Annotated in this window: 18 protein-coding genes; 11 read left to right on the forward strand and 7 right to left on the reverse strand. The window is 70.7% G+C overall.

Going from position 1 to position 22,842, the window contains the following annotated elements:
- Nucleotides 1-2,093: carboxypeptidase regulatory-like domain-containing protein (locus FHW12_RS21350; protein WP_259393091.1), on the reverse strand; the 2,093-nt coding region annotated here is incomplete at its 3' end.
- An 85-nt stretch (nucleotides 2,094-2,178) separates the two neighbouring features.
- Nucleotides 2,179-3,039: a DUF4097 family beta strand repeat-containing protein gene (locus tag FHW12_RS14500; protein WP_182531764.1), complete on the reverse strand. Its 861-nt coding sequence runs from the start codon at nucleotides 3,037-3,039 to the stop codon at nucleotides 2,179-2,181.
- A 315-nt stretch (nucleotides 3,040-3,354) separates the two neighbouring features.
- On the opposite strand from FHW12_RS14500, the gene FHW12_RS14505 reads away from it, so the two are divergent.
- Together FHW12_RS14505 and FHW12_RS14510 are read left to right on the forward strand one after the other, a co-directional pair.
- Entirely contained in the window at nucleotides 3,355-4,503 is a 1,149-nt protein-coding gene (locus FHW12_RS14505; protein ID WP_182531765.1) for a pyridoxal phosphate-dependent aminotransferase, read from the forward strand.
- Between the two features lies 1 nt (nucleotide 4,504).
- Complete coding sequence (locus FHW12_RS14510; RefSeq protein ID WP_182531766.1) at nucleotides 4,505-5,314, forward strand: amidohydrolase; 810 nt, start codon at nucleotides 4,505-4,507, stop codon at nucleotides 5,312-5,314.
- A gap of 21 nt (nucleotides 5,315-5,335) precedes the next feature.
- Here FHW12_RS14510 and FHW12_RS14515 read toward each other — a convergent pair whose 3' ends face one another.
- The 3 genes from FHW12_RS14515 to FHW12_RS14525 are packed head-to-tail and all read right to left on the reverse strand — an operon-like array spanning nucleotide 5,336 to nucleotide 8,012.
- Nucleotides 5,336-5,539: a hypothetical protein gene (locus FHW12_RS14515; protein ID WP_182531767.1), complete on the reverse strand. Its 204-nt coding sequence runs from the start codon at nucleotides 5,537-5,539 to the stop codon at nucleotides 5,336-5,338.
- A gap of 56 nt (nucleotides 5,540-5,595) precedes the next feature.
- A complete protein-coding gene (locus tag FHW12_RS14520; protein ID WP_182531768.1) occupies nucleotides 5,596-6,933 on the reverse strand; it encodes an amino acid permease in 1,338 nt (445 codons plus the stop codon).
- A gap of 5 nt (nucleotides 6,934-6,938) precedes the next feature.
- The gene (locus FHW12_RS14525; protein ID WP_182531769.1) at nucleotides 6,939-8,012 is read right to left on the reverse strand and encodes an aromatic ring-hydroxylating oxygenase subunit alpha; all 1,074 of its coding nucleotides are present in this window, start codon (nucleotides 8,010-8,012) and stop codon (nucleotides 6,939-6,941) included.
- 96 nt (nucleotides 8,013-8,108) lie between these two features.
- Between FHW12_RS14525 and FHW12_RS14530 the strand changes: the two genes are divergently transcribed.
- From FHW12_RS14530 to FHW12_RS14540, 3 genes are all read left to right on the forward strand, one after another.
- Entirely contained in the window at nucleotides 8,109-9,848 is a 1,740-nt protein-coding gene (locus tag FHW12_RS14530) for an ArnT family glycosyltransferase (protein ID WP_182531770.1), read from the forward strand.
- 49 nt (nucleotides 9,849-9,897) lie between these two features.
- Entirely contained in the window at nucleotides 9,898-12,315 is a 2,418-nt protein-coding gene (locus FHW12_RS14535) for a winged helix-turn-helix domain-containing protein (protein WP_182531771.1), read from the forward strand.
- A 344-nt stretch (nucleotides 12,316-12,659) separates the two neighbouring features.
- Nucleotides 12,660-14,630 (forward strand): LVIVD repeat-containing protein, encoded by a 1,971-nt coding sequence (locus FHW12_RS14540; protein ID WP_182531772.1) that lies wholly within the window; start codon nucleotides 12,660-12,662, stop codon nucleotides 14,628-14,630.
- 96 nt (nucleotides 14,631-14,726) lie between these two features.
- Here the strand turns inward: FHW12_RS14540 and FHW12_RS14545 are convergent, their stop codons facing one another.
- Nucleotides 14,727-15,113, reverse strand: coding sequence for a helix-turn-helix domain-containing protein (locus tag FHW12_RS14545; RefSeq protein ID WP_310735247.1), 387 nt, complete (start codon nucleotides 15,111-15,113; stop codon nucleotides 14,727-14,729).
- Between the two features lie 418 nt (nucleotides 15,114-15,531).
- On the opposite strand from FHW12_RS14545, the gene FHW12_RS14550 reads away from it, so the two are divergent.
- The 6 genes from FHW12_RS14550 to FHW12_RS14575 all read left to right on the forward strand — a co-directional run bounded on the left by FHW12_RS14550 (nucleotide 15,532) and on the right by FHW12_RS14575 (nucleotide 20,898).
- The gene (locus FHW12_RS14550) at nucleotides 15,532-16,368 is read left to right on the forward strand and encodes a hypothetical protein (RefSeq protein ID WP_182531773.1); all 837 of its coding nucleotides are present in this window, start codon (nucleotides 15,532-15,534) and stop codon (nucleotides 16,366-16,368) included.
- Nucleotides 16,369-16,491: 123 nt separating this feature from the next.
- The gene (locus FHW12_RS14555) at nucleotides 16,492-16,743 is read left to right on the forward strand and encodes a hypothetical protein (protein WP_182531774.1); all 252 of its coding nucleotides are present in this window, start codon (nucleotides 16,492-16,494) and stop codon (nucleotides 16,741-16,743) included.
- Complete coding sequence (locus tag FHW12_RS14560; RefSeq protein ID WP_182531775.1) at nucleotides 16,740-17,054, forward strand: hypothetical protein; 315 nt, start codon at nucleotides 16,740-16,742, stop codon at nucleotides 17,052-17,054. The genes FHW12_RS14555 and FHW12_RS14560 overlap by 4 nt, the downstream gene beginning before the upstream one ends.
- A 76-nt stretch (nucleotides 17,055-17,130) precedes the next feature.
- On the forward strand, nucleotides 17,131-17,817 hold the full coding sequence (locus FHW12_RS14565; protein WP_182531776.1) for a YceH family protein: 687 nt from the start codon (nucleotides 17,131-17,133) through the stop codon (nucleotides 17,815-17,817).
- 43 nt (nucleotides 17,818-17,860) lie between these two features.
- Nucleotides 17,861-18,961, forward strand: coding sequence for an alpha/beta hydrolase family protein (locus FHW12_RS14570; RefSeq protein ID WP_182531777.1), 1,101 nt, complete (start codon nucleotides 17,861-17,863; stop codon nucleotides 18,959-18,961).
- 302 nt (nucleotides 18,962-19,263) lie between these two features.
- Entirely contained in the window at nucleotides 19,264-20,898 is a 1,635-nt protein-coding gene (locus FHW12_RS14575) for a hypothetical protein (RefSeq protein ID WP_182531778.1), read from the forward strand.
- A gap of 29 nt (nucleotides 20,899-20,927) precedes the next feature.
- Here the strand turns inward: FHW12_RS14575 and FHW12_RS14580 are convergent, their stop codons facing one another.
- Nucleotides 20,928-22,676, reverse strand: coding sequence for a hypothetical protein (locus FHW12_RS14580; RefSeq protein ID WP_182531779.1), 1,749 nt, complete (start codon nucleotides 22,674-22,676; stop codon nucleotides 20,928-20,930).
- Nucleotides 22,677-22,842 lie beyond the last annotated feature (166 nt).

Here is a 22,842-nt window from a genome sequence, read left to right on the forward strand (position 1 = left end):
TTGGTCGCGGTCGAGGTGCCGCCGTCGCCGAAGGTCCACGCGCGCGAGGCGATCGTGCCGTCGCTGTCGGTGGAGCTGTCGGTGAAGTTGGCGGTGAGGCCGCTCGTCGTCACGCCGAAGTTCGCCACCGGCGGAGTGTTCGTCGTCGGCGTGCCCGTGAAGTTCTTGCCGCTGACGTTCGCGCCGCTGATCGTCACGCTCGTGCTCGTCGGCGAGAACGTGTAGCCGGCGAGGCTCGGAGTCAGCGTGTAGGTGCCGTTGGCCAGGCTGCCGAGCGTATAGGCGCCGCTCGAATTCGTCGTCGTGCTCGCCGAGCCCGTGCTGATCGTGACGCCCGCGATGCCGACGCCGGCGCCGGTCGTGACCGTGCCCGACACCGACCACGTGCTCGGTGCCGCGCCGCAGTCGTTGAACTTGAAGTCCTGGATGCGCGTGTTCCAGCTGCCCGACGGACGGTACATGCCGACCATCCAGAACGTGCAGTCGTCGGTCGGGTCGACCGCCATCTGGTAGTAGTCGCCCCAGCGGCCCGACGTTTCCGCGGCGGCGCCCGCCGCCACGGTGTTCTCGCCGAGCGTCATCACGCCGGCGGCGTCGGACGCCTTGCGGCCGGTGTAGCCGAGCGTCGCGTAGATCGTCGGCGAGCTCGTCTTGGTGACGTTGTAGCCGAGGCCGATGTTGCCCTTGTTGTCGGTCGCGATCGAACCTTCGAGGTGGTTGGTGCTGGTGTCGCCGGGGCCGAACGTGCCTTCCTGCTGCAACGTCCAGTTGCCGCCGCCGGTGCGGCGCAGCTCGAACCAGCGGATGCCCGCGTTGACGGTTGTGCCGCTGCGCGCGGAATTCATGTTCGTCGCGAACTGGCCGACGATCGACTCGTAGGTACCGAGGTTGCGGTACACGAGCGAATTGAGGATGACCTCGCGGATCGGATCGAGCAGCGAGCTAGAGCCCGGCTGCGGCACGGTCGCGAACGTCGAGTAGTCGCGGAACCAGCTGTTGAACTCGCTGATCGTGATGCGCGGCAGCGTGGTGATCGCGCTGTTCGCCGGCGTGGTCCAGTCGACGTTGATCGAGTACAGGTCGATGAAGTCGTGCGTGGTGTCGGCCGAGGCGCCGGCATGCGCTTCGTCGTCGTCGTGGCGCGCGAGGATCTGCTGCGCACCGGCGGGCGGTGCATGCGCGCTGTCGCCCATGAACGATGCCGGGGTCAGCGCCTGGAAGCCGTAGCCGGCGAGCTTGGGCACGCTCGCGAAGCGCTGTTGCGCGCGCGCGGTCGCGCCGTTGAGCATGTTCGCGCGGTCGTAGGCGTACGCGGTCACGTTCGCCGCGCCTTCGTTGTCGGTGCAGACGTAGGCGTTGGTCCAGATGCCGCAATGCGGATAGTCGTTCTGCGTCGGCGTCGAGAAGCCGTAGAACCACCAGCCGCCGGAGACCGGGTTTTCGGTCTTGGAGATGTAGATGCACATCTTCGCCGCCGACGAGGTGCCGCCCATCTCGAGCAGGAACCAGCGGTTGGCGAGGCGGTCGAACAGCACGATCGGGTCGCTCACCGACGTGCGGCAACCGTCACCGGCGGGCGCGAGCGACGAGAACGTCGTCGGCCCGGCAAGCTTGGTGCCGGTCTTGTCGTAGACCGTGAAGTTGGTGCCGCTGCTGCCGTTGATGCCGTAGACGATGTAGTTGGCACTGACGTCGACGACCGGGTCGCCCGGCGACACGCCGGTCGAGCCGTTGTTGATGCTCACGCGGCCCGGCGTTCCGGCCTGCACCGCCGACAGCGGCGCGTTGTCGTCCCACAGCTTCTGCAGTTCGGGCAGGCGGTCGGGCGCCGCTTCCATCCAGGCCGGTGCAGCAGGGCTGCGCTGGTCGGGCGGGAAGAACTGGCGCTTGTGCGCTTCCTTGATCGCCATGCCCGGCTGCCACTGCGGCGCGACCGGCAACTGGCGAAGGTCGACGTCGATGCTGATCGGCGTGACCGGTTCGCCGACCTCGACGTGCGCGCCACCGGCGCGGGAAAGATCGGCTGCATGTACGGTGCCGCACAGCAGCGCCGTCAGGGCTGCTCCGGCGAGTACGGTCCTCAAGCGTTTCATTCGAAATTCCTCCTGCGCAAGATCTGCTCTGGCTCGGGTTTCCCTGCGACGTCCTTCGACCGGCGCCGTCCGTGCGGACGGCGCGTCAGTCACTGTCGTTGTCCTCGTACTCCTGGTCCGCGGACTTGCCGCCCAACGGCGTGAATGCGCTCCGGCGCAGCAGGCGGATCTCGCCGCGCCGGCTTTCCACGGTGATGTGCGCGTCGTCGTCGCCGATGACCGTGCGGGCGCGCTTGTTCGGTTCCTGGTTCGCGAGACGCTCGACGTCGAGCGAGAATTCGGTGGCGAACACGCCGGAGGTCGAGAGTTCGAGCGCGGCGTCGAGGCGGTCGTCGATCGCGAGCACGATGTTGCCGGTGCTGGTCGCGAGCCGCTGGCGCGACGCCTTCGGCGCGGCGTTGAACGAGGCTTCGATCGCACCGATGCCGGTCTGCGCCTGCACGCGGCCCTGCGTGCCGCGGATCGCGATGTCGCCGGAGACGCTCTCCAGGTCGATGTCGCCGCGCACGCCGTGACTTTCGATGAGGCCCTGCTCGGTGCGCACCGCGACGGCGTGGCCGAGCGGAATGAAGGCGACGACGTCGAGGCGCTGCCCTTCGGCGGCGATCGCGCCGGCCGGCAGGCGCGGCGCGAAGCGGTAGCGACCCGACGCTTCGTCCGGCTGCACCGCGATCGGTGTCGCGTTCGCGGGCTGCTGCAGCACCGCGTGGATCTCCAGCGCATGCGCGAAACCACCGAAGCGCAGGCGCACGTCGCCGTAGGGGTTGTCGATCGTCACGGCCTCGCCGTCGGCGAGCGTCGCGCTGAAGTCGAGGCGTTCGGGTTGCGCGGTGGCGATGTCCACCGGCGGCGCGGGGGCAGGCTGCGGCGCTGCCGGATGGTCGGCAGCGACATGCGCACACCCATGCAGCGCGGCGAGCGCTGCGGCGAATACGACCGTCCTCATCTGCCTCTCCCCAGGCTTTGGAAGACTTGCTGGAATGTCCGCGGGCCCGCATTGCGCGCGTGCCGGCCCTCTCCGGCACTACGCCCGTGGACTGATGTTGCGTAGGTCTATCGGATCAAGAATGCCCGGGTCCGGGGAGGATTACAATCCTGCAAACCGTGCGCGGGTTCTCACCTCGCCCCCGCCGGCGAGATGGGCGGACCGGCCGGCGACCGGGCGTCCCACTCCATCGGTACCCATCGCACGAGGCTGCGTCGCAGACGCGTGCTACCATCGATCGTTCAGGCCATTTGGCCGTCCAAACGCAAAGGCGACATGCAGATCGAAACCAAGCTGCCGAAAGTCGGCACGACGATCTTCACCGTGATGAGCCAGCTCGCCGCCGAGCACAAGGCCGTCAACCTCGGCCAGGGCTTTCCCGATTTCGACGGCCCGCCCGCGCTGCGCGAGGCGCTCGCGCGCGCGATGGCGGAAGGGCGCAACCAGTACGCGCCGATGACCGGCGTGCCGGCGCTGCGCGAAGCGATCGCGCGCAAGACCGAGCGCCTGTACGGCTGCAAGGTCAACGCGGACACCGAAGTCACCGTGACCTCGGGTGCGACCGAGGCGCTGTTCGCGGCGATCGCCGCGATCGTGCGCACCGGCGACGAGGTGATCGTGCTCGATCCGTGCTACGACAGCTACGAGCCCGCGATCGAGCTCAACGGCGGCCGCGCGGTCCACGTCGCGCTCGATCCAAGCGACTTCTCGCCGGACTGGCAGCGCATCGCCGACGCGGTCACGCCGAAGACGCGCATGATCCTCGTCAACTCGCCGCACAACCCGTGCGGCGCGGTGTTCGACGCGGCCGACCTCGACGCGCTCGCCGCGCTCGCGCGCAAGCACGACCTGTTCGTGCTGTCGGACGAGGTGTACGAGCACATCGTGTTCGACGGCGCGCTGCACCAGAGCGTGCTGCGCCACAAGGAACTCGCCGAGCGCAGCTTCGTGGTCAGTTCATTCGGCAAGACCTACCACTGCACCGGCTGGAAGGTCGGCTACTGCATCGCGCCGCGCGCGCTGTCGGCCGAGTTCCGCAAGGTGCACCAGTACCTCACGTTCTGCACGTTCACGCCGGCGCAGTGGGCGCTCGCGGAAGCGATCGAGACCGATCCGCAGCACTACCTCGACCTGCCGGCGTTCTACCAGGCCAAGCGCGACCGCTTCCGCGATCTGCTCGCAGGCTCGAAGTTCCGCCTGCTGCCGGTCGGCGGCGCGTACTTCCAGGTCGCCGACTACTCGGCGCTGAGCCAGGCCGACGACCTCGCGTTCTGCGAATGGCTGGTCAAGGAAGGCGGCGTCGCCGCGATTCCGATCTCCGCGTTCTACGAGAACCCGCCCGCGGGGCAGCGCCTCGTGCGTTTCTGCTTCGCCAAGAACGACGCGACGCTCGAACAGGCGGCCGCGCGCCTGAAGGCGCTCTGACGTGGGCGCGCCGAAGCACCCGTTGCGGGTGTCGCTCGTGCAGGGCGCGACGCGCTGGCACGACGCGCCGGCGAACCGCGACTACTACGGCGCGCTCGTGCGCCCGCTGCGCGGCACTACCGACCTCGTCGTGCTGCCGGAGACGTTCCTGTCCGGCTTCACCAACGAAACGCTCGGCAACGCCGAGTCGATGGACGGCGAAGGACTGCGCTGGCTGCGCGCGCTCGCCGCCGAGGTCGATGCGGTCGTCACCGGCAGCATCGTCGTGCGCGACGGCGAGCGCTGCGTGAACCGCCTCGTCTGGATGCGCCCGGACGGCAGCCACGCGCTGTACGACAAGCGCCACCTGTTCCGCATGGCGGGCGAGCACGAACGCTATGCCGGCGGCAGCGAACGCATCGTGGTCGAACTCCACGGCTGGCGCGTCTGCCCGCTGGTCTGCTACGACCTGCGCTTCCCGGTGTGGTCGCGCAACCGCTACGACCGCGCCGCGCAGCAGTTCGACTACGACGTGCTGCTGTACGTGGCGAACTGGCCCGGCGTGCGCCGGCATCCGTGGCGCACGCTGCTGCTCGCGCGCGCGATCGAGAACTGGTGCTACTGCGTCGGCGTCAATCGCGTGGGCGTCGACGGCAACGAGCTGCACTACGCGGGCGACAGCGTCGTCGCCGATTTCCTCGGCCAGCCGCTGGTCGAGCTCGGCGCGCAGGAGCAGGTCGTCACCGTGGCGCTCGATCCTGAAGTGCTCGCCGCGCATCGCCAGCGCTTCCCGGCATGGATGGACGCGGACGACTTCACGATCACGACCTGAGGCCTCGACCGATCGTGCGGCTCACGCCGCGATCGAGGCGAGTTCGCGCGTGACGATGTCGCGCTCGGCTTCGGCGCGGTGCGCGAACGTGCCGAGCAGGGCCTGCGAATGGGGAGCGAGCACCTCGTACCACTGCGCGGCGACGTCGCCGCGCTCGTCGAAGGTGCGCACGCGTTCGACGCGGTAGCCGAGGACGTTGACTTCGGTATGACGCTGATCACTCATGGCGGGTCTCCGTTGTTGTTGTCGGCGCAGCTTACGGAGGCGCGGTGTGAGCGCGGTTAACGCGGTGTTGCAGCCTGGTTAACCCGCGACGTGCGTCGCAGGTGCCAGTGGATCGGCCATCCTGCGGCGACGAGCACGAGGCCCCACAGCAGCGCCTTCGCACCGGTGCCGATCAGTGCCGCGATGCTGAACACGAGCGCGAACGCGGCGACCAGGCGGGCGACCACGCGTGAACTCCGCGTGCCGTTCGCGGTCATCCGATCCGCGCCGCGCAGCGCGGCCGCACTGCACACGACGTACGGCAGCAGGCAGGCCGCGGTCGAGAGCAGGATCGAGAACGTGAACAGGCCGACCAGGTTCTCCTGGTAGTTGGCGAGCACCAGCATGCTCGCGAGCGCGCTGCCCGCGAGCAGTCCCTGCAGCGGCGTGCCGCGTTCGTCGACGCGCGCGAACCATGCAGGCAGCACGCCGTCGCGCGCGGCGGCGAGCGGCAGCTGTCCCTGCAGCAGCACCCACCCGTTGAGCGCGCCGAAACAGGCGACCGCCGCGGTCGCCGCGAACAGGACGCCGGCCTTCGCGCCCCACAGCCTCGACGCCGCGTCCGCGAACGGCGCCGACGACGTCGCGAGCACGTCGGCCGGCACGATCGCACCGACCACGCTGCACGCGAGCACGGTCACGACGATCGCGATGGCCGAACCGATCAGCGTCGCTCGCGGCAGGTTGCGGCGCGGATGCTCGACGTCCTGCGCGACGACGGTCGCGCTCTCCACGCCGAGGAACGCCCACAGCGTGAGCGCGGTCGTGCCGAGCGCGACCGACCACAGGCTTTCGCCGCTGCGGTTGAACGGCTGCCACGGCGCGTGCGGCAGTTCCGGTGCGGCGAGCAGCACGAGCACGAGCAGCGGCAGCAGTTTCAGCACGGTCGTCACGAGTTGCACGAGGCCTGCGCTGCGCACGCCGAGCGCGTTGGCGAGCGTGCACGCCCACAACGCACCGAGCGCGGCGAGCGGCGCACCCGTCGCGGTCGCCGCGGGTGCGAACAGCGAGCCAAGGTAGCCGGCGAACGCGACCGCGATCGCCGCGTTCGCGCACCAGATCGACACCCAGTAGCTCCACGCGATCGCGAAGCCGGCGCCGTCGCCGAACGCGGCGCGCGCGAACGCGTACGGGCCGCCGCTGCACGGCAGGCGACGGCCGAGGTCGGCGAACACGAACGCGAGCGCGAGGCCGCCGAGCGCGCTCGCGCCCCAGCCGAGCAGGGCTGCCGGTCCGTACGGTGCGAGCGACGCGGGCAGCAGGAACAGGCCCGAGCCGATCATGTTGCCCGCGACGATCGCGATCGCGGTGGCGAGTCCGAGGGCGGCGCGCGGCGGATCGGTCGGCGCCGCCATCGACGTCAGCCCGCGGCGCCGCGGTACGCCGCGCGCAGCAGCTCGTGGAAATGGTGCACGCCGCTCTCGCGCTTCGGGTTCAGCCGTCCGGCGACGTAGGAACCGGAGGCGAGGCCGCGCTGCACGTGCTCGCAGATCTCGACGTCTTCCTTCTGCACGGTGTCGCTGAACACGAGGTCGCGTTCCCAGCGCCCGACCGCGTCGAGGTCGGCCGGATAGTAGTAGTCGAACTCGACGCGGCAGCGGTTGCCCGGCAGCGGCAGCACGCGATTGGTCTGCAGGCGGTCGGGCAGGATGTTGAGCATCGTGTTCGGCCAGATCCAGTAGTACAGCGCCTCGCCTTTGCCGTACAGCTCGCTCGCGCTCTCGAGCGGGCTCCACTGCAGCGAGTGCCACAGTGCGACCTCGGTCACGTAGCTGCGGTAGTCGAGCATGCGGTTGAGTTCCGGATGGATGTGCGGAACGTGGTAGCCCTCGAGGTAGTTGTCGACGTACACCTTCCAGTCGCAGGCGATGTCGTAGCCGACGCGGCGCTGGAACGCGTAGTCGTGGAACGCGCCGGCGCCGACGCGCGCGTCGATGCCGTCGAACAGCGCGGCGAGCGGCGGCGCGTCGCCGAGTGCGACGAACACGAGGTCGCGCCAGCGCGCGACGCGCGCTTCCGGCAGGTGCACCGCGCCGACGTCGAAGTTGCGCGCGGCGTCCATCTCGGGGGCGCTCTGCAGGCGGCCGTTCAATGCGTAGGTCCAGCCGTGGTAGCGGCAGCGCAGGCGCTTGGCGCCGCGGCCGTCGCACAGCGCGAGCGGGCCCGCGCGATGGCGGCAGACGTTGTGCAGCGCGCGCAACTCGCCGTCGTCGCCACGCACGATCACGAGCGGCACGCCCGCGACCTCGGTCACGACGTGGTCGCCGACGCCGCTCAATTGCGCCGCATGCGCGGCGAGTTGCCAGCTGCGGCCGAACACCGCGCGGCGGTCGAGCGCCTCGGCGGCCGTGCCGACGTAGTGGTGCGCCGCGAGCGCGGACGCATTGGCGAGTGCCTGCGTGGCGAACTCGGGATGGGTGGAGCCGATGGCCATCGCATGTCACCTCTGACCCGCGGCCAGTATCCGGGCACGCGGGCCGCGCGCGCAACGGCCGGGCGAGCGAGGCCGAGCTGATACGATAGCCGCGATATGACCCCGTCGAATCCGCTGACGGCGCGCGAGCGCCGCGAATTCTGGCTGTTCATGCTGTTCGCGCTGGTCGTGCTCGGCGTCGGCATCGGCCTGCGCGACCCGTGGCCGGCCGACGAGCCGCGCTTCGCGCTCGTCGCCAAGCAGATGGTGGAGTCGGGCGACTGGCTGTTCCCGCACCGCGGCCGCGAGCTGTACTCGGACAAGCCGCCGATGCTGTTCTGGCTGCAGGCGTCGGCGTACGAGCTGCTGCGCAGCTGGCGCGTCGCGTTCCTGCTGCCGTCGTTGCTCGCCGGCCTGCTCACGCTCGGCCTCGTCTGGGACCTCGGCCGGCGCCTGTGGAATCCGCGCGCGGGGCTGTACGCGGCGATCGGCGTGCTGTTCGCGCTGCAGTTCACGTTCCAGGTCAAGCGTGCGCAGATCGATCCGCTGGTGATGGGCTGGATCACGCTGGCCAACTGGGGCCTGCTGCTGCATTTCCTGCGCGGACCGGACTGGCGCGCGTACTGGCTCGGCTGCTTCGCGGCCGGGCTCGGCGTGATCACGAAGGGCGTCGGCATCCTCGCCCTGCTCATGTTCGTGCCGTACCTGTTCGCGCGCGTGCGCGGATGGGACGGCGTCGTGCGCACGTCCGGCGCCGGCCTGCGCTGGCTCGGCGGCGCGCTCGCGTTCCTCGCGCCGATCCTCGCCTGGGGCGGCACGGTCCTGCTCGTCGCGAAGTCGAGTGCGACGCCCGAGTACACCGCGTACGTCAATGATCTGTTCTTCCGCCAGACCGCGGGCCGCTATGCCGGCTCGTGGTCGCACCCGCAACCGTTCTGGTACTACCTGCCCGTCGTGACGTTCCAATGGCTGCCGCTGTCGCTCGCCTACGTCGGTGCCGTGCCTCGCTGGTCGCGCGACCTGCGCGCGCGCGACGCGCGCGTGCTGCTGCCGCTCGGTTGGGCGCTGATGACCGTGCTGTTCTTCAGCATCCCGACCGGCAAGCGCGAGGTGTACCTGATGCCGGTGCTGCCGATGGTCGCGCTCGCGCTCGCGCCGCACCTCGCGCAGATCGTCGCCGCTCGCTGGCTGCGCGTGAGCGCGCTCGTGTTCGCGATCGTTGCCGGCGCCGGGCTCGTCGGGCTGGGCGCCTGGGCGCTGCTCGGCGATTCGCCGTCGGCGAACGACTTCCTGCGCCGGCACGAACTCGAGGAGCTCGGCCATGTCGTCTGGGGCATGTTCATCGCGATCGGCGCGGTGTTCCTGCTCGCCGCCGCGGGGTTGCGCGCGCGACGCGGCGTGCACGCGTTGCTCGCCGGCATCGCCAGCCTCTGGCTCGTCTGGAGCGTGTGCGCGTATCCGCTGTTCAACGATTCGAGTTCGGCCGCGGGCATCATGCGGCGTGCGCGCGAGATGGCCGGCGCCGACAGCGAAATCGGCCTGGTCGCGTGGAAGGAACAGAACCTGCTGATGGCGCAGGGACCGGTGCGCGACTTCGGTTTCCGCGAGCGCTGGGACCGCCAGTACGTCGAGGCCGCGCAATGGCTCGCCGAGTCGCCGGCGCGGCGGCGCATCTTCATCCTCGACCAGGCGATGGACGCCGCCGGCGCGTGCGTCGATCGCGCGAAGGCGCAGCGCGTCGGCCAATCGAACCGGCGCGAATGGTTCCTGCTCGGCGCGGACGCGCTCGTGCGCGGCTGCGTGCCGCCGCCGCCGGCATCGCCCGCCGCGGCCGGCACCGATGACGCGGATCCATGACGCGGATGCACACCCGCCCGGTGCCGCGCCAACGCGGCGGCAGGCTTCGATGACGACGACGTACCGCTTCGACGACTTCGAGTTCCATCCCGCCACGCGCGAGCTGCGCAAGGCGGGGCGGCCGCTCGCGCTGCCCGCGCGTGCGTTCGACTGCCTCGCCTACCTCATCGAGCATCGCGAACGTGCAGTCGGTCGCGACGAACTCATCGCCGCGGTGTGGGGCAGGGTGGAGATCAGCGACGCGCTGCTCGGCCACACGATCGTGCGGATCCGCCGCAGCCTCGGCGACACCGGCAACGAACAGCGCACGATCCGCACGGTGCCGCGGTTCGGCTACCGCTGGGCGCTGCCGCTCGAGGCCGTCGCGGAAGACGCGGCGGCCGCTGCCGATGCCGCGACCGACGCGGCGGCGGGCGCGCCGGTGATCGACGTCGCCGCGATCGAACCGGCGCTCGACGCCGACGCGTCGTCGTCGCCGCGCCGGTCGCACTTCGCGCTCGCGGCGATCGCAGGCGTCACGCTCGCGTTGGGCGTGCTCGGCTACGCGACATGGCGCCAGCTGCAGCGCGCGACACCGGTGGCTTCGTCGAAGCCGGTCGTGCCCGCGGTCGCGAACGCCGACGATACGAACGCCGACGCGCCGATCGCGGTCGCCGCGCTCGTGCTGCCGGCCGCGGTCGACGCGCCCGACGAGTGGCGCTGGCTGCGCCTCGGCGTGATGGATCTCGTCGCCAATCGCCTGCGCAGCGGCGCATTGCCGACCGCGCCGAGCGAAAGTGTCGTGAGCCTGCTGCGCCAGCACGGCAATGCCGACGCGGCGGACCTGCTGCACGACGCGACGCTTGCGCAGGCCGCGGCGATGCGCGTGCTGCCGCGCGTGAGCCTCGCCGACGGCCGCTGGCGCGTGCGGCTCGAGGCATTCGGCACGCAGCGCTCGCTGACCGCGGAAGCCGACGGCGGCGACGCGATCAGTGCCGCGCGCGACGCTGCCGACGCGCTGCTGCGCAAGCTCGGCAAGCAGCCGCGTGCGGTGTCGGCGAGCGACGCGCCGCCCGCGCTGGAAGCGCTCCTGCAGCGCAGCGGCGCGGCGATGCTCGCCGACCAGCTCGACCAGGCGCGCGCGCTCATCGAGGCGGCTCCGCCCGAGCTGCGCGAACGGCCGCAGGTCGAGCACCGCATGGCACAGATCGAGTTGCGCAGCGGCGAGTACGACGCCGCCGAGGCGCGCATGCACGCGCTCGTCGACCGCCTGCCGCCCGGGCGCGACGACGCGTTGCGCGCGCGCGCGATGCTCACGCTCGCCGCGGCGCAGGTGCGGCGCAACCACGCCGAACTCGCGGCCGACCTCTACGACGAGGCGATCGCGTTGCGCGCGAACGCGGGCGACCACGAAGTGCTCGGCGTCGCGCGGCTCGGCCGCGGTACCGTGCTCGCGCAGCAAGGGCGCTACGACGAGGCGACCGCGGAGCTGTCGCAGGCGCGCACCGAACTCGCGACGATCGGCGACAGCCTCGGTGTCGCCAGCGTCGACGTCAACCTCGGCGAATTCCAGCGCATGCGCCATCGCCCGGCCGACGCGCTCGCGGTATTGAAGGGCGCGGCGCGCCAATTCGAGCGGCTCGGCGCACGCGAAGGCCGCGCCTACGCGCTCGTGCAACAGGCGCTCGTGGAGAGCGAACTGCTCGACGTCGACGCCGCGTTCGCGACGAGCGAGCGCTTCTGGCCGGCCGAAGCGAACACGAACAACCGGCGCATGCGCTGGCAGCTGACGCGCGTGCGCGCGGTCGCGCTGGTCGGCGTCGGGCGCGTCGCCGACGCGCAGGCGCTGCTCGCGCAGATCGACAAGGACGCCGACGCGCAGCGCGACGCCCCGACGCGCGCGCAGGCCGCGCTGCTCGCGGCGCGGATCGCCGAGCGCACGGGCGACGCCGCGGCCGCGACGGCGTCGATCGCGCGCGCGCGCGTGCCGGCCTTGCGCGACGCCGATCCGTCCGACTGGACGCGCGCGCTCGTGCTGCATGCGCGCATCCAGCGCGAGCACGGCGACCTCGCCGCGGCCGCCGCGACGACCGTCGCCCTGCAGGCGGAAGCGGCGGGCGACGAGTGGCGCAAGCTGCAGGCATCGCTTGCGGCGGCCGAACAGGCCTGGGCCGAACGCCGTCGCGAACCCGCGCTCGAACGTTTCGCGCAGGCGATGCAGGCGGCCGAGCGCTTCGGCGTCCCGGACGACCTCGTCGCGGTCGGCGCGCCGTACCTCGCCGCGCTCGTCGATGCGAGCCAGCTCGACAGCGCGCGCACGGTCAGCGGACGCATCGCGCTATGGGCCGAGCACGACGCGCGCGCGGCGGGCGCGCAGGCACGCCTGTTCCGCGCCCTCGGCCAGGACGACGCCGCACGCGTCGCGGAAGAGAACGAAGCGCGCCTGCTGGCCGGCTACACCGGCCTCGCCGCCGACCGTTCCCGCTGAGCGCGCACGGAGCCCACCCTGTGGGTGACCGCAGCGCGTGGCGATCGCGGACGTCGCGGTCGCGCAGCAGGGTGCGCTTCTACGGGCGAATGGTGCCGGCACCGGGTTCGCGGGATCCCGCTCGCCGCCGTGGTGTTCTGCTGCACTCCATTGTTTTTGCTGGCCTTTCAATTGAAACGACACGCGGTACATCGATCGCGCATCGTTGCCGCATCGATGCGACATGCGCGCGCGTGGCCGGGCCGCGAGGATCGTCGGGTCCGCCGTCGTCACGGCGGCGGACCGGCGTGCGACGCCGCGAGGTGTCGCCGCGTCCACCCTTCACCCTGTCGAGGAATACCCGAATGAAGTGGCTGCGCACGGTGGTTTCATTGTGGTTCGGCGTGTCGATCCTGGCCGGTGCGGCCGGTGCGCAGACGCTCCAGCGGGTCGATGTGGGCGGCGGTGCGCTGTCGTCGCCGGCCGTGCACGGCAATTTCCTCTACGTCGGCACCGGCGCGACGGTCAACGTCTGGGACATGAGCAATCCGGCCCAGCCCGCCTACGTCGGCCGTACCGGCGCGAGTCCGGCGCCGGGTCCGATCAGCAGCCTCGCGGTCGTCGGCGACTACCTGTATGCCGCGTGGAGCTCGATGGGCACGAGCGCGGGCATCACGATCTATTCGCTCGCCGACCCCGCGCATCCCGCCGGCGCGGGCGAGTACGACGACTACGTCGCGTCGGAATTCTTCGGCCCGGTCGGCCTCGTCGCCGCGGGTTCCAACCTCTACCTCGGCGATGCACAGAACGGCCTGTTCGTGCTCGACACGAGCAACCCGACCGCGCCGAGCGTGATCGGCCAGACCTCGGACATCTACGCGTTCGACGCGATGGCGATCTCCGGCACGCAGCTGCTCACGAGCGGCAGCAGCTTCCTCGGCGACCGCCTCGTCTACGCGATCGACGTCTCCACGCCGACCGCGCCGAGCGTCGAGGGCAGTGCCGTGCTCAGCGGCGGCTCGGTGCTGCGCGCCGTGCTCACCGACGGCTACGCGATCGGCGTCGGCAACGACCTGCTCGTCTACGACACGCACGACGGCGCCAACATCACGCAGGTCTACAGCACGCCGATCGATCAGGCCACCGGCGCGATCCGCCTCGGCAACGTGCTCTACCTCGTCGGTGACAGCGGCATCCAGGTGTGGGACTTCACCACGCCGAGCGCGCCGTCGCTGATCCGCACGGTGACCGCGCCGACGTTCGCGCCGGACCAGGCCGCGGTGACGCCGTTCGGCCCGCTCGTGCTCACCCACACCGACCGCGCGGTGCTGCTCGGTACCGCCGATCCGCTGCAGCCGACGCTCGCGGCGCAGTTCACCGTGCCGGTCGGCGTCGCCGTGCACGCGGCCGGCTTCGACGGCACGCACGCGTACTTCGCCGAGGAAGGTTACGGCCTCGGCGTCGCCGACGGCACCACGCTCGCGCCGATCGGCCGCTACGACGCGGACCTGCCGCCGTTCCTCGCCGCGCGCGACATGGAGGACATCTCGGTCGACGGCGGCCACGCCTACATCGCCGCCTGGGGCTACGGCGTGCTGATCGCCGATCTCGCCAATCCTGCCGCGCCGGCCGAACTCGGCCGCTTCGAGTTCCCGTTCGCGAGTGCGATCGAGGCGCACGGCGACCGCGTCTACGTCGCGAGCACCACCAACGGCGGCATCTTCAAGGTGCTCGACGTCGCCAACCCGGCCGCGCCGCAGGAACTCGGTTCGCTGCTGACGAGCCAGACCTACGACCTCACCGTGCGCGGCAACTACGCGTTCCTCGTCGACGGCGCCGACTTCGGCGACGGCGGCCTGCGCATCGTCGACGTGTCGAACCCGGCCGCACCGACGGTCGTCGGACAGGAGCAGAGCTGCCCGTACGCGAACGGCGTGTACGTCAGCGACGACGGCAACACCGCCTACGTCGCGTGCGGCAGCGACGCCACCTTCGCGAACGCGCTGCAGGTCGTCGACACGAGCAACAAGGCGCAGCCGCTGCTGCTCGGCAGCGTGACCCTGCCGGGCCTGCCGCCGAACCTCACCGACTACAACGTCGCGCATTCGGTCGTCGTCGTCGGCAGCACCGCCTATGTCGGCAACGAGTTCGGCCTCGACGAAGTGGACGTGGGCAACCCCGCGACACCGACGTGGAGCGTGCGCCACGACACCGGCTACTTCGTGCGCAAGGTCGAACGCGCGCCGGACGGCCGCATCTTCGCGTTCACCTCGATCGGCGGCGTGTTCGTGTATGCGCCGCAGGACGCGATCTTCGCGGACGGCTTCGACGGCTGATCGTGCATCGCCGTCGCAGCCGCGCGCCGCGGCTGCGGTGATCGCGACGAAACGCAAGGGCGGCTCATGCCGCCCTTTTTCGTGCGCGTGCGGTTGCTAGAAGAACTCTTCCATCCAGCGCACGAACGCCTCGCGCTTGCGTCGCGGGACGCGCCGGAACGCGACCAGCAGGCGGTCCTCGAACTCGTCCGCGGCGAGTTCCCCGACATCGATCGCCGGTGTCTCCGCCACGCCTTGCACCGCCGCGCCGCGGCCGGTCGCGAGCCATTCGAACGACACGCTGCAGACGGTCGCGATCCGTTCGAGATGCTCCGCCGTCGGCGAGGTGCCGCTCGGCAATTCCCATTGCGCCACCGCGCTGGCGCCGACCCCGATCGCCTCGGCCAGCTTCGCTTGCGTGAGTCGTGCCAGGCGTCGGGCATGCCTGATCCGGTTCGGGCGCGGTCCTGTGAACGCGTGTTCGCGTATGTCGCGGTCCTTCACTGCGGCGTCCCTCAGCAATGCTGCATGTTTAGTGATTTTGACCGTATTTCCTCAGGCGGCCTTCCCACTGCCGGTACGCGAGAACATTTTTATCGCTTTTCTCAGCAATGTGCAGCAGGGCTGGCACTCACCGAGGGAATTTCCAGCTTGTTGCACCCCGTCGATCCGAAGAAAGATTTGCCCAACGAGTTGAAGTTTATACCTATACACGAACAACCGGCATCACCGAGGTCGCTCGCGCGATCCACGACCGCAAGCATTGCAACGGGCACTCCGGCCACCCCCTGAACGGCCTGGACCCGCCCCTCGACTCGGATGGGCCGCCGCCTCGCGGTAGCCCAGAACGCGATCGACGCGATCGCAAGGAAAACGGTGCAACCGGCACCGTTTCGAATGTCGTAGCAACAGGAGAAATGCGATGACTCTGCATCTGGGAAACGTGCGCAAAGCCGCCCTTGCCGCCGCGCTGCTGGTCGGCCCCGTCGCCGCCTACGCCGCCAACCCGGTCGGCAACGCCGACGCCTATGACCTCTCGGTCCACATCAACCTCATCGGCATCACCCAGCTCAACGTCGGCGCGCAGACGAGCGCTTCGCTGGTGAATGTCGTCGCCAGCGCGAGCGATTCCCAGACGCTGCCGTCGTTCGGCATCACCGACCCGCTCGCGCTGATCTCGCTGAGCACGGGCGTGCTGACTTCCGAAGCGGAATACGTCGGCGGGCCGATGTCGGCGATCGCCGCCCGCTCGAGCGTGGCCGACCTCGACCTCTCCGCGGGCACCGCGATCGTCGACGTACTCGGCCTCGCCGCCGGCGCGGTTACCTCGACCTCGTCGATGTCCGGCTACTGCCCGACCGCCGTGCCGGCTCCGAAATCGCTGCTCGGCGACTTCGTGTTCGGCACCGGCTTCGACTTCGGCAACCTGAGTGGCGGCGGAGGCGGTGGTGGTGGCGACGGCGGCGGTCTCGGCGGCCTGCCTCCGGGCGGCACCGACCTCATCGACCCGGTCGTCTCGATCCTCGGCATTCCCGTGCCGGGCCTGCCGCTGAACCCGCCGCCGAACACGACGATCGACCTCAGCCAGCTCGGCATCGTCGGCGCGACCCTCGTCCTCAACGAGCACACGAGCGACGGCGACGGCGTGCATTCGCTCACGCTCGGTTCGAACGGCGTGCATCTCACGTTGAACGTCGCGGGCCTCGTGACCGGCGACGTGATCATCGCCCACACCGAAGTCAGCATGGCTTGCCCCTGAGCGCAGGCGGGCCCCGCGCATCGGCCCGGCTTCGCTCGAGACCGGCCGGATCCAGGGAACGGATCCGGCCCAGGGGCAGCCGCCCCGGACACCCCCACGTACACCTTTTCCCAGGAGCATTCCATGTTCCCGAAGATTCCCATTGCCCACGATCCCCACCTTCCGCTCGATGCCCTCGAGCGCGGTTGCGACGATTCGGCCCAGCTCTGCTCGCTCGGCGAACCGATGACCGACGCGCAACTGCAGCTGCGCGCCGAACTCGTCGCGAAGATCCTCGAAACCCGCACCAAGCTGCGCATGATCCGCGACAAGGCCGAGGAGCTGCAGCTCGCGCTGGAGCGCTTCACCGCGACGCGCGGCACGCGCCGGGCATGAGCACGGCGATCATGCACAAGGGCGAGTTCGTGGTCGGCATGGCCGTGCGGCCGGTCGGCAGCATGCACGTGATGACGCTCGGCGGCACGGCCGACGAATGGATCTGCTCGTGGTACGACAACGACGAGCACCGCGCGATGCGCTACATGCCGGAGGACCTCGAGCCGGTGTGCATGCTCGTCGGCGACATGGACGACGACGATGCCGGCGACGACGACGAGCGGCGCGACGCGGAGGCTGCGCGGTTCAACGACTGGACCGCCGAAACGCCGATCGGCGAGAGGGCGGAGCTGAGCCTCGGCGAGGACTGAACACCGGTCACGGCGGGCAGGGGCAGCCGCGCCATCCTGTTAGACTCGACGGAAGCAACCGACCGCCGAGGCGCCCGTGGAAGAGAACGACGCGCCGAACGCGCGCCCAGCGACCATCGAACTCGATCCGATCGAGGCGCGCATCATCGGCTGCCTCGTCGAGAAGGCGGCGACGACCCCCGAAGCGTATCCGCTCACGGAGAACGCGATCCTCGTCGCCTGCAACCAGAAGACCAGTCGCGAACCGGTCATGCAGCTCGAGCCGGGCACGGTCGCCCATGCGCTGCGCGCGCTCGAAGGCCGCGGCCTGGTCAAGGTGGCGCCGTCGTCGCAGCGCGCGCTGCGCTACGAGCACCGCTTCGACGCGCATTGGGGCACGACCGCACGCCAGCGCGCCGTGCTCTGCGTGATGCTGCTGCGCGGGCCGCAGACGCTCGCCGAACTGCACGCGCGCACCGATCGGCTCGCCGAATTCCCGAGCATCGACGACGTGCGCGACACGGTCGATCGCCTGGTCCAGCGCGAGCCCGCGCTCGTCGTGCGCGTGCCGCGCGCGCACGGACAGCGCGAGGATCGCTACATGCACCTGCTCTCGGGCGCGGTCGACGTCGAGCAGCTCGCCGCGTCGTCGAGCCCGTCGTCTTCGTCTTCGTCGTCCTCGTCGCGCACGGATCTCGCCGAGCGCGTCGAGCGCCTCGAAGCCGAACTCGCCGCGCTGCGCGACGCCTTCGACGCGCTGCGCCAGCGCATCGGCGACGACTGAGCCCGGCCCCGCGTCCCTTCGCGTCCACCCACGGATCACGCCCATGCGCAGCCTGCCGACGCTCGTCCTCTCCCTGCTGGTCGTCGCCGTCGGCGCGCAGGCGGCGCCGGCGACGACCGAAACCGGCACGCTCGAGGGCGCCTCGTACCGCGCCGACATCCCGGCCGACTGGAAGAAGGGCGGCGGACTCGTCGTGTTCTTCCACGGCTACTCGGACGAGCCGATCGAGTACGGCAAGGACGATCGCCTCTCGCCGATGTTCGATCCGATGCTGCGCGAAGGCTACGCAGTGATCCAGTCCGGCTACACGCAACCGGGCTGGGCGATCGAGCAGGGCAGTGCGGACAGCGAGCGACTGCGCAAGTGGTTCGTCGCCAAACACGGCGCGCCCGCGCACACGTTCGCGATGGGCATGTCGATGGGCGGGACGCTCACCGTGCACGCGCTCGAGACGAACCCCGAGGTGTACGACGGCGGCCTCTCGCTGTGCGGCGCGATCGAGCCGTCGGACCGCATGATGCAGCGCGACTTCGCCGTGCGCGCCGCGTTCGACTACTACTTCCCGGGCGTATTCGGCGAACTCGTGCCGGTGCCCGCCGGCTACGTCGCCGACGACGCGACCGCGCGCCGCGCGGCCGCCGCGATGCGCGCGAACCCGAAGGCCGCCGCATCGCTGCGTGCGATCTACGGCGCCGGCGACATGAACAACCTGCCCGGCGTGATCGCCGCGATCACCTACGACGTGAAGGAGATGCAGCAGCGCACGCACGGCAACCCGTTCGGCAACGCCGACCTCGTCTACACCGGTTCCGCCGACGACGACGCGCTCAACGACGGCGTCAAGCGCTACCGCGCCGATCCACGGGCGGCCGCGTACATGGCGCGCTGGTACACGCCGAGCGGCAAGCTCGGCAAGCCCCTGCTCGCGCTGCACGACACGCGCGATCCGCTCGTGATCGCGTCGAGCGCGTTCGAGTACGCGCTCGCCGTGCAGCGCGCGGGCCACGCGGACAACTTCGTGCAGCAGTACGTGAAGCACGAAGGCCACTGCGTGTTCACGCCGGCGCAGATCGGCAAGGCATTCGACAGCCTCGTCGAATGGACGCGCAGCGGAAAGCGGCCGCCGTCGGGCGCGCAGCCCTGAGCGTAGTGCCGCGCCCATTCCGTTCGCCCCGAGCGCAGCGCCACCACCCACCCCGTTCGCCCTGAGCGCCGCGCCACAACCCATTCCGTTCGCCCTGAGCGCAGCGCTGCAGGCGCGGAGTCGAAGGGGGCTCACGGTGGCGTTTCGACTGCGCTCGCTACGCGAGCTTCGCTCAACGCGAACGAAGGGGTGTGCGACTCGTCGGTGCCGTTGCCGCGCACCGCGCGCGGGCGCATGATGCGCGCGGACCGCGCCGGCGAGCGCGGCAGGGCGTTCGAGTCCGGATCCGCGGGAGGGCGTGGATGCGCACGGTGTCCGATGGTTTCGACGTGCAGGCGCGCACGCGGCTCTGCGCGATCGCGGGCCTCGCGCTCGTCGCCGTGCTCGCGCTGCTCCACCTCTGGTATCCGTTCGACGACGACCAGGGCCTGTTCACGTTCGGCGCACGCGAACTCGCGCACGGCGCGCGCATCTACGCCGACTTCTGGGACCTCAAGCAACCCGGCATCTACTGGTACTACGAAGCGGCCGGCTCGCTGTTCGGGTTCGACGAAGTCGGCATCCACCTGTTCGACCTCGGCTGGATGCTCGTCGTCTGCCTCGTGCTGCTGCGCCTCGCGCCGCACGTCGCCGCGCGCCCGCTGCTGGTCGGCCTCGCGCCGGTCGCCTGCCTCGGCCCGTACTGGGCGAAGGCCGACCCGATCCACCTGAGCCAGGTCGAGATCGTCGTCGTGCTGCCGATCGCGCTCGTCGCGTGGCTGCTCGTCGACGCGACGCCCGCGCTCGCGCGACATGCGTGGCGCTTCGCGCTCGCGGGTGCGCTCGTCGTCGCGGTGGTCGCGTTCAAGGTGATCCTCGGCGCGATCCCCGCGGCGCTCATCGGCGTCGCGCTGCTGCACGCGTGGACCGCGCAACGCCTGCGCTTCGCCGACGTCGTGCTGCGCGGTGCGTTGCCCGCGCTCGCGGGTGGCGTGGTCGCGGCGGCCCTGCTGTTCGCGTACCTGTGGCAGGCCGGCATCCTCGACGGGACCTTGTGGGTCGCGTTCACCTATCCGCACCTCGCGCTCGGCGAATACGACTGGCAGCCGTCGTCGATGCTGCAGCGTTCGCTCGCGTGGTTCTTCAGCGGCGAGCGTTTCCTGGTTCCGTTCGCGGCGTTCGGGGCGTGGCGCGAACTCGTCGTGCGCCGCAGCCGGCTCGGCTGGCTGCTGTTCGCCTGGCTCGTCGTCGGCGTCGTCGCCGTGCTCGCGCAGGTGCTGTCGTGGTGGCAGTACCACTTCAACCTGTTCTTCGTGCCGATCGGCCTCTACGCGGTCGGCGGTCTCGAGATGTTCGCGGCGTGGGCGATGCGCTTGCGCGGCGGCCGCTGGGCGCTGCCGGCCGCGCTCGCCGCGCTCGCCGTGCTCTGCATCGGCGTGTCGATGCTGCACAAGATGCAGCGCTACTGGTACTCCGGCCCGTCGCCGCTGGTCGACCGCGTCGCCTACCAGATGCGCGTCGAACAGCGCCTCGACGCGATGGTCGAAGGCCGCGGCTTCCTCGCGCGCGCGGGCGCGCTGCCCGGTCGCATCGCCAACCTCGGCGACCCGCGCATGTTCCTCTACGCGGGGCGCGCGGCGATCGGCGCGGTCAACGGCTCCGGCTACATGCTCGCCGCGCAATGGCGTGATGCCGCCGCGCTGCTCGAACGCGAACGCCCCGCCTACATCTACCTCGGCAACGACACGCGTTACATCTGGACCCACGGCGGCGACGGCATCCAGCGCCTCGTCGGCACGCGCTACACCTTGTGCCACGTCGACCATCGGCGCGGCGAGTGGTACGAACTGCGCGGCGCGGCGCCGAGCGGCGTGTGCGATGCACCGGTGGCTACGGCGTCAGCAGCGGCGGCCACCACCGCGCCGGGAGCGGCGCCCGTCGATGCAGCGGAGCACTGAGCTCGTCGCATGCCGCGCCGGGGCGCGACCTACGCGTCGTACCCGTTCGCGAAAATCACGTCGCCTTCCGCGCGCATCGCCCACACGAAGCCGACGGCGACGCGCTGTTCCCAACCCCATTTGCGCCACGGCGCGACGCGGTACGCGGTGAGCCCCGATGCCGGGCCGGCCGGGCGGATCCAGTAGTTCACGCCGATGTCGTAGCTGTAGTAGAGCTCGGCTGCCGTGTCGCGCAGCGTGGGATCGGGCAGGCCGGTGAGGTCGGCGAAGTAGCCGGCCCAGGCCAAGCCCGCCGCGACGTCGAGCGCATGCTCGATGTCCTCGTAGTTGCGCTGGCCGTCGCTGCCGTCGCTGAGCATCGCGTAGCGCGGCAGCGGCAGCGCGTCCTCGTAGGTGTCGTAGCTGTGTTCCGGCGTGATCACCACCGACGCGCGCAGGAAGGTGCCGAGGCGGCGGATCAGCTGCGCGGTCGGCGTATCCTCCGCGGTCGCGTACGCGCGCAGCGCGGCGTCGACGAGCAGCACGCTCATCCAGCTCGACGCGCCGTAGGACGTCTCGTTCCAGTCGTAGTCGTGCTGCGTGCCGAGGTGGTAGAGGCCGCCGTCGACGTAGGCGGGCGGGTGCGGGATCTGGCCGTCCGCGCCGTCCTGGTGGCGCACGAGTTCGGCGATCTCGGCATCGACCTTCGCGCGCTGCGCGCTGCCGCCGTCGAGTTCCCACGCGATCGCGTTCGCGAGCAGCTTGAACGCGGCGTGGCGCTCGGTCCAGAAGCGGTCGGGGTTGGTCACCCAGACGTCGGGGAACGTATCGTGCGCGGCGAGCATCGCCGGCACGTGCGCGAGCTGCGTCGTGTCGCCGGTGAGCCACGCGGTGTAGGCGAGGTTCTCCGGGTAGACGTACTTGGTGTCCTCGCCCTTGAGCGTGAACCAGCCGTTCGCGTCGATGTGGTCGGCGTAGAAGTCCGACGCGCGCACCGCTTCACGCAGCGCCTTGAGCAAGCCGCTGCGGAAGTACAGCGCATACATCGTCGCGCTGCGGTCGTACAGCCACGGCTCGTAGTCGGTCTTGTACGGGCACTGGTTCGCCGCGGCGACGCCGGCGTCGTCCTCGTTGATGACCGAGAAGAAGTTGTTCTTCTGCGCGTGGTCGGCCTCGACGTAGCCGGGCCAGTGCTCGGTCGCGTCCATCGTCGCCGGGTCGTCGCGCGCGGGCGCGACGCTCGCGTCGAACGGCACGTCCTGCACGCCCTTGAGCACGCCCCTGGCGAGCCAGTCCTTCGGCAGCACCGCGTAGACATCGGGCTCCTGCACGCCGTCGGCCGCGACGAAGCTGCCGCTCGCGACCGTGTGCCACGCAGTGCGCGGCGGCACGAGTGCCGGACGGTTCTGCGTGCGCGGCACGCCGCCCCAGCTCACGCTCACGTTCTCGCACGCGCTGCCGGTGAACGCGTGCTCGATCTGGATGCGCGCGACGCGTACCGACGTGCCGTCGAGCGCCGCATTGGTGCGATGGCGCCACGGCGTCAGCTGTTCGACGAACGCCGGCACTTCGCTCGCGCCGGACAGCACGCGCACGTTCGCGAGCTGCGCACCCGTGACCGACCCGCGCGGGAACGGCAGTCCGAACGTGACGAGGTGCGCCGCCCCCGGCGTCACCGCCTCGGTCGGGCAGAGCGGCACCACGAGCGACCCGACCGGGACCGGCGCGGCGATGAACGGCGCCGCCGCGAACGCGACCGACGGCAGGCACAGGGACAGCAGGACTACGGCGGCGCGCATGGGCTCTCTCCTTCCCGGGGCGACGCCGCAGCGTAGCGCGCCGCCCGGAACCCGTCCGCGACCATCCCCGCAAAAATCCCCGCAAAACCCGCGCTCCGCGCACGGCGCGGCACAGCGGCAGCGTGAACCTGTGGAGCGGCGGAAGCCGCGATGCTCTCCCTGCAAG

The organism is Dokdonella fugitiva (assembly GCF_014138265.1).
In the GTDB taxonomy this organism is placed as follows: domain Bacteria; phylum Pseudomonadota; class Gammaproteobacteria; order Xanthomonadales; family Rhodanobacteraceae; genus Dokdonella_A; species Dokdonella_A fugitiva_A.

Bases quoted from the DNA above. Each gene is read 5' to 3' on its own strand.
- FHW12_RS14520 (WP_182531768.1), bottom strand. From the start codon at position 6,933: ATGGCGGCGCCGACCGATCCGCCGCGCGCCGCCCTCGGACTCGCCACC.
- FHW12_RS14550 (WP_182531773.1), top strand. From the start codon at position 15,532: ATGACTCTGCATCTGGGAAACGTGCGCAAAGCCGCCCTTGCCGCCGCG.
- FHW12_RS14580 (WP_182531779.1), bottom strand. From the start codon at position 22,676: ATGCGCGCCGCCGTAGTCCTGCTGTCCCTGTGCCTGCCGTCGGTCGCG.
- FHW12_RS14505 (WP_182531765.1), top strand. From the start codon at position 3,355: ATGCAGATCGAAACCAAGCTGCCGAAAGTCGGCACGACGATCTTCACC.
- FHW12_RS14535 (WP_182531771.1), top strand. From the start codon at position 9,898: ATGACGACGACGTACCGCTTCGACGACTTCGAGTTCCATCCCGCCACG.
- FHW12_RS14560 (WP_182531775.1), top strand. From the start codon at position 16,740: ATGAGCACGGCGATCATGCACAAGGGCGAGTTCGTGGTCGGCATGGCC.
- FHW12_RS14525 (WP_182531769.1), bottom strand. From the start codon at position 8,012: ATGGCCATCGGCTCCACCCATCCCGAGTTCGCCACGCAGGCACTCGCC.
- FHW12_RS14570 (WP_182531777.1), top strand. From the start codon at position 17,861: ATGCGCAGCCTGCCGACGCTCGTCCTCTCCCTGCTGGTCGTCGCCGTC.
- FHW12_RS14575 (WP_182531778.1), top strand. From the start codon at position 19,264: ATGCGCACGGTGTCCGATGGTTTCGACGTGCAGGCGCGCACGCGGCTC.
- FHW12_RS14515 (WP_182531767.1), bottom strand. From the start codon at position 5,539: ATGAGTGATCAGCGTCATACCGAAGTCAACGTCCTCGGCTACCGCGTC.
- FHW12_RS14530 (WP_182531770.1), top strand. From the start codon at position 8,109: ATGACCCCGTCGAATCCGCTGACGGCGCGCGAGCGCCGCGAATTCTGG.
- FHW12_RS14540 (WP_182531772.1), top strand. From the start codon at position 12,660: ATGAAGTGGCTGCGCACGGTGGTTTCATTGTGGTTCGGCGTGTCGATC.
- FHW12_RS14555 (WP_182531774.1), top strand. From the start codon at position 16,492: ATGTTCCCGAAGATTCCCATTGCCCACGATCCCCACCTTCCGCTCGAT.
- FHW12_RS14500 (WP_182531764.1), bottom strand. From the start codon at position 3,039: ATGAGGACGGTCGTATTCGCCGCAGCGCTCGCCGCGCTGCATGGGTGT.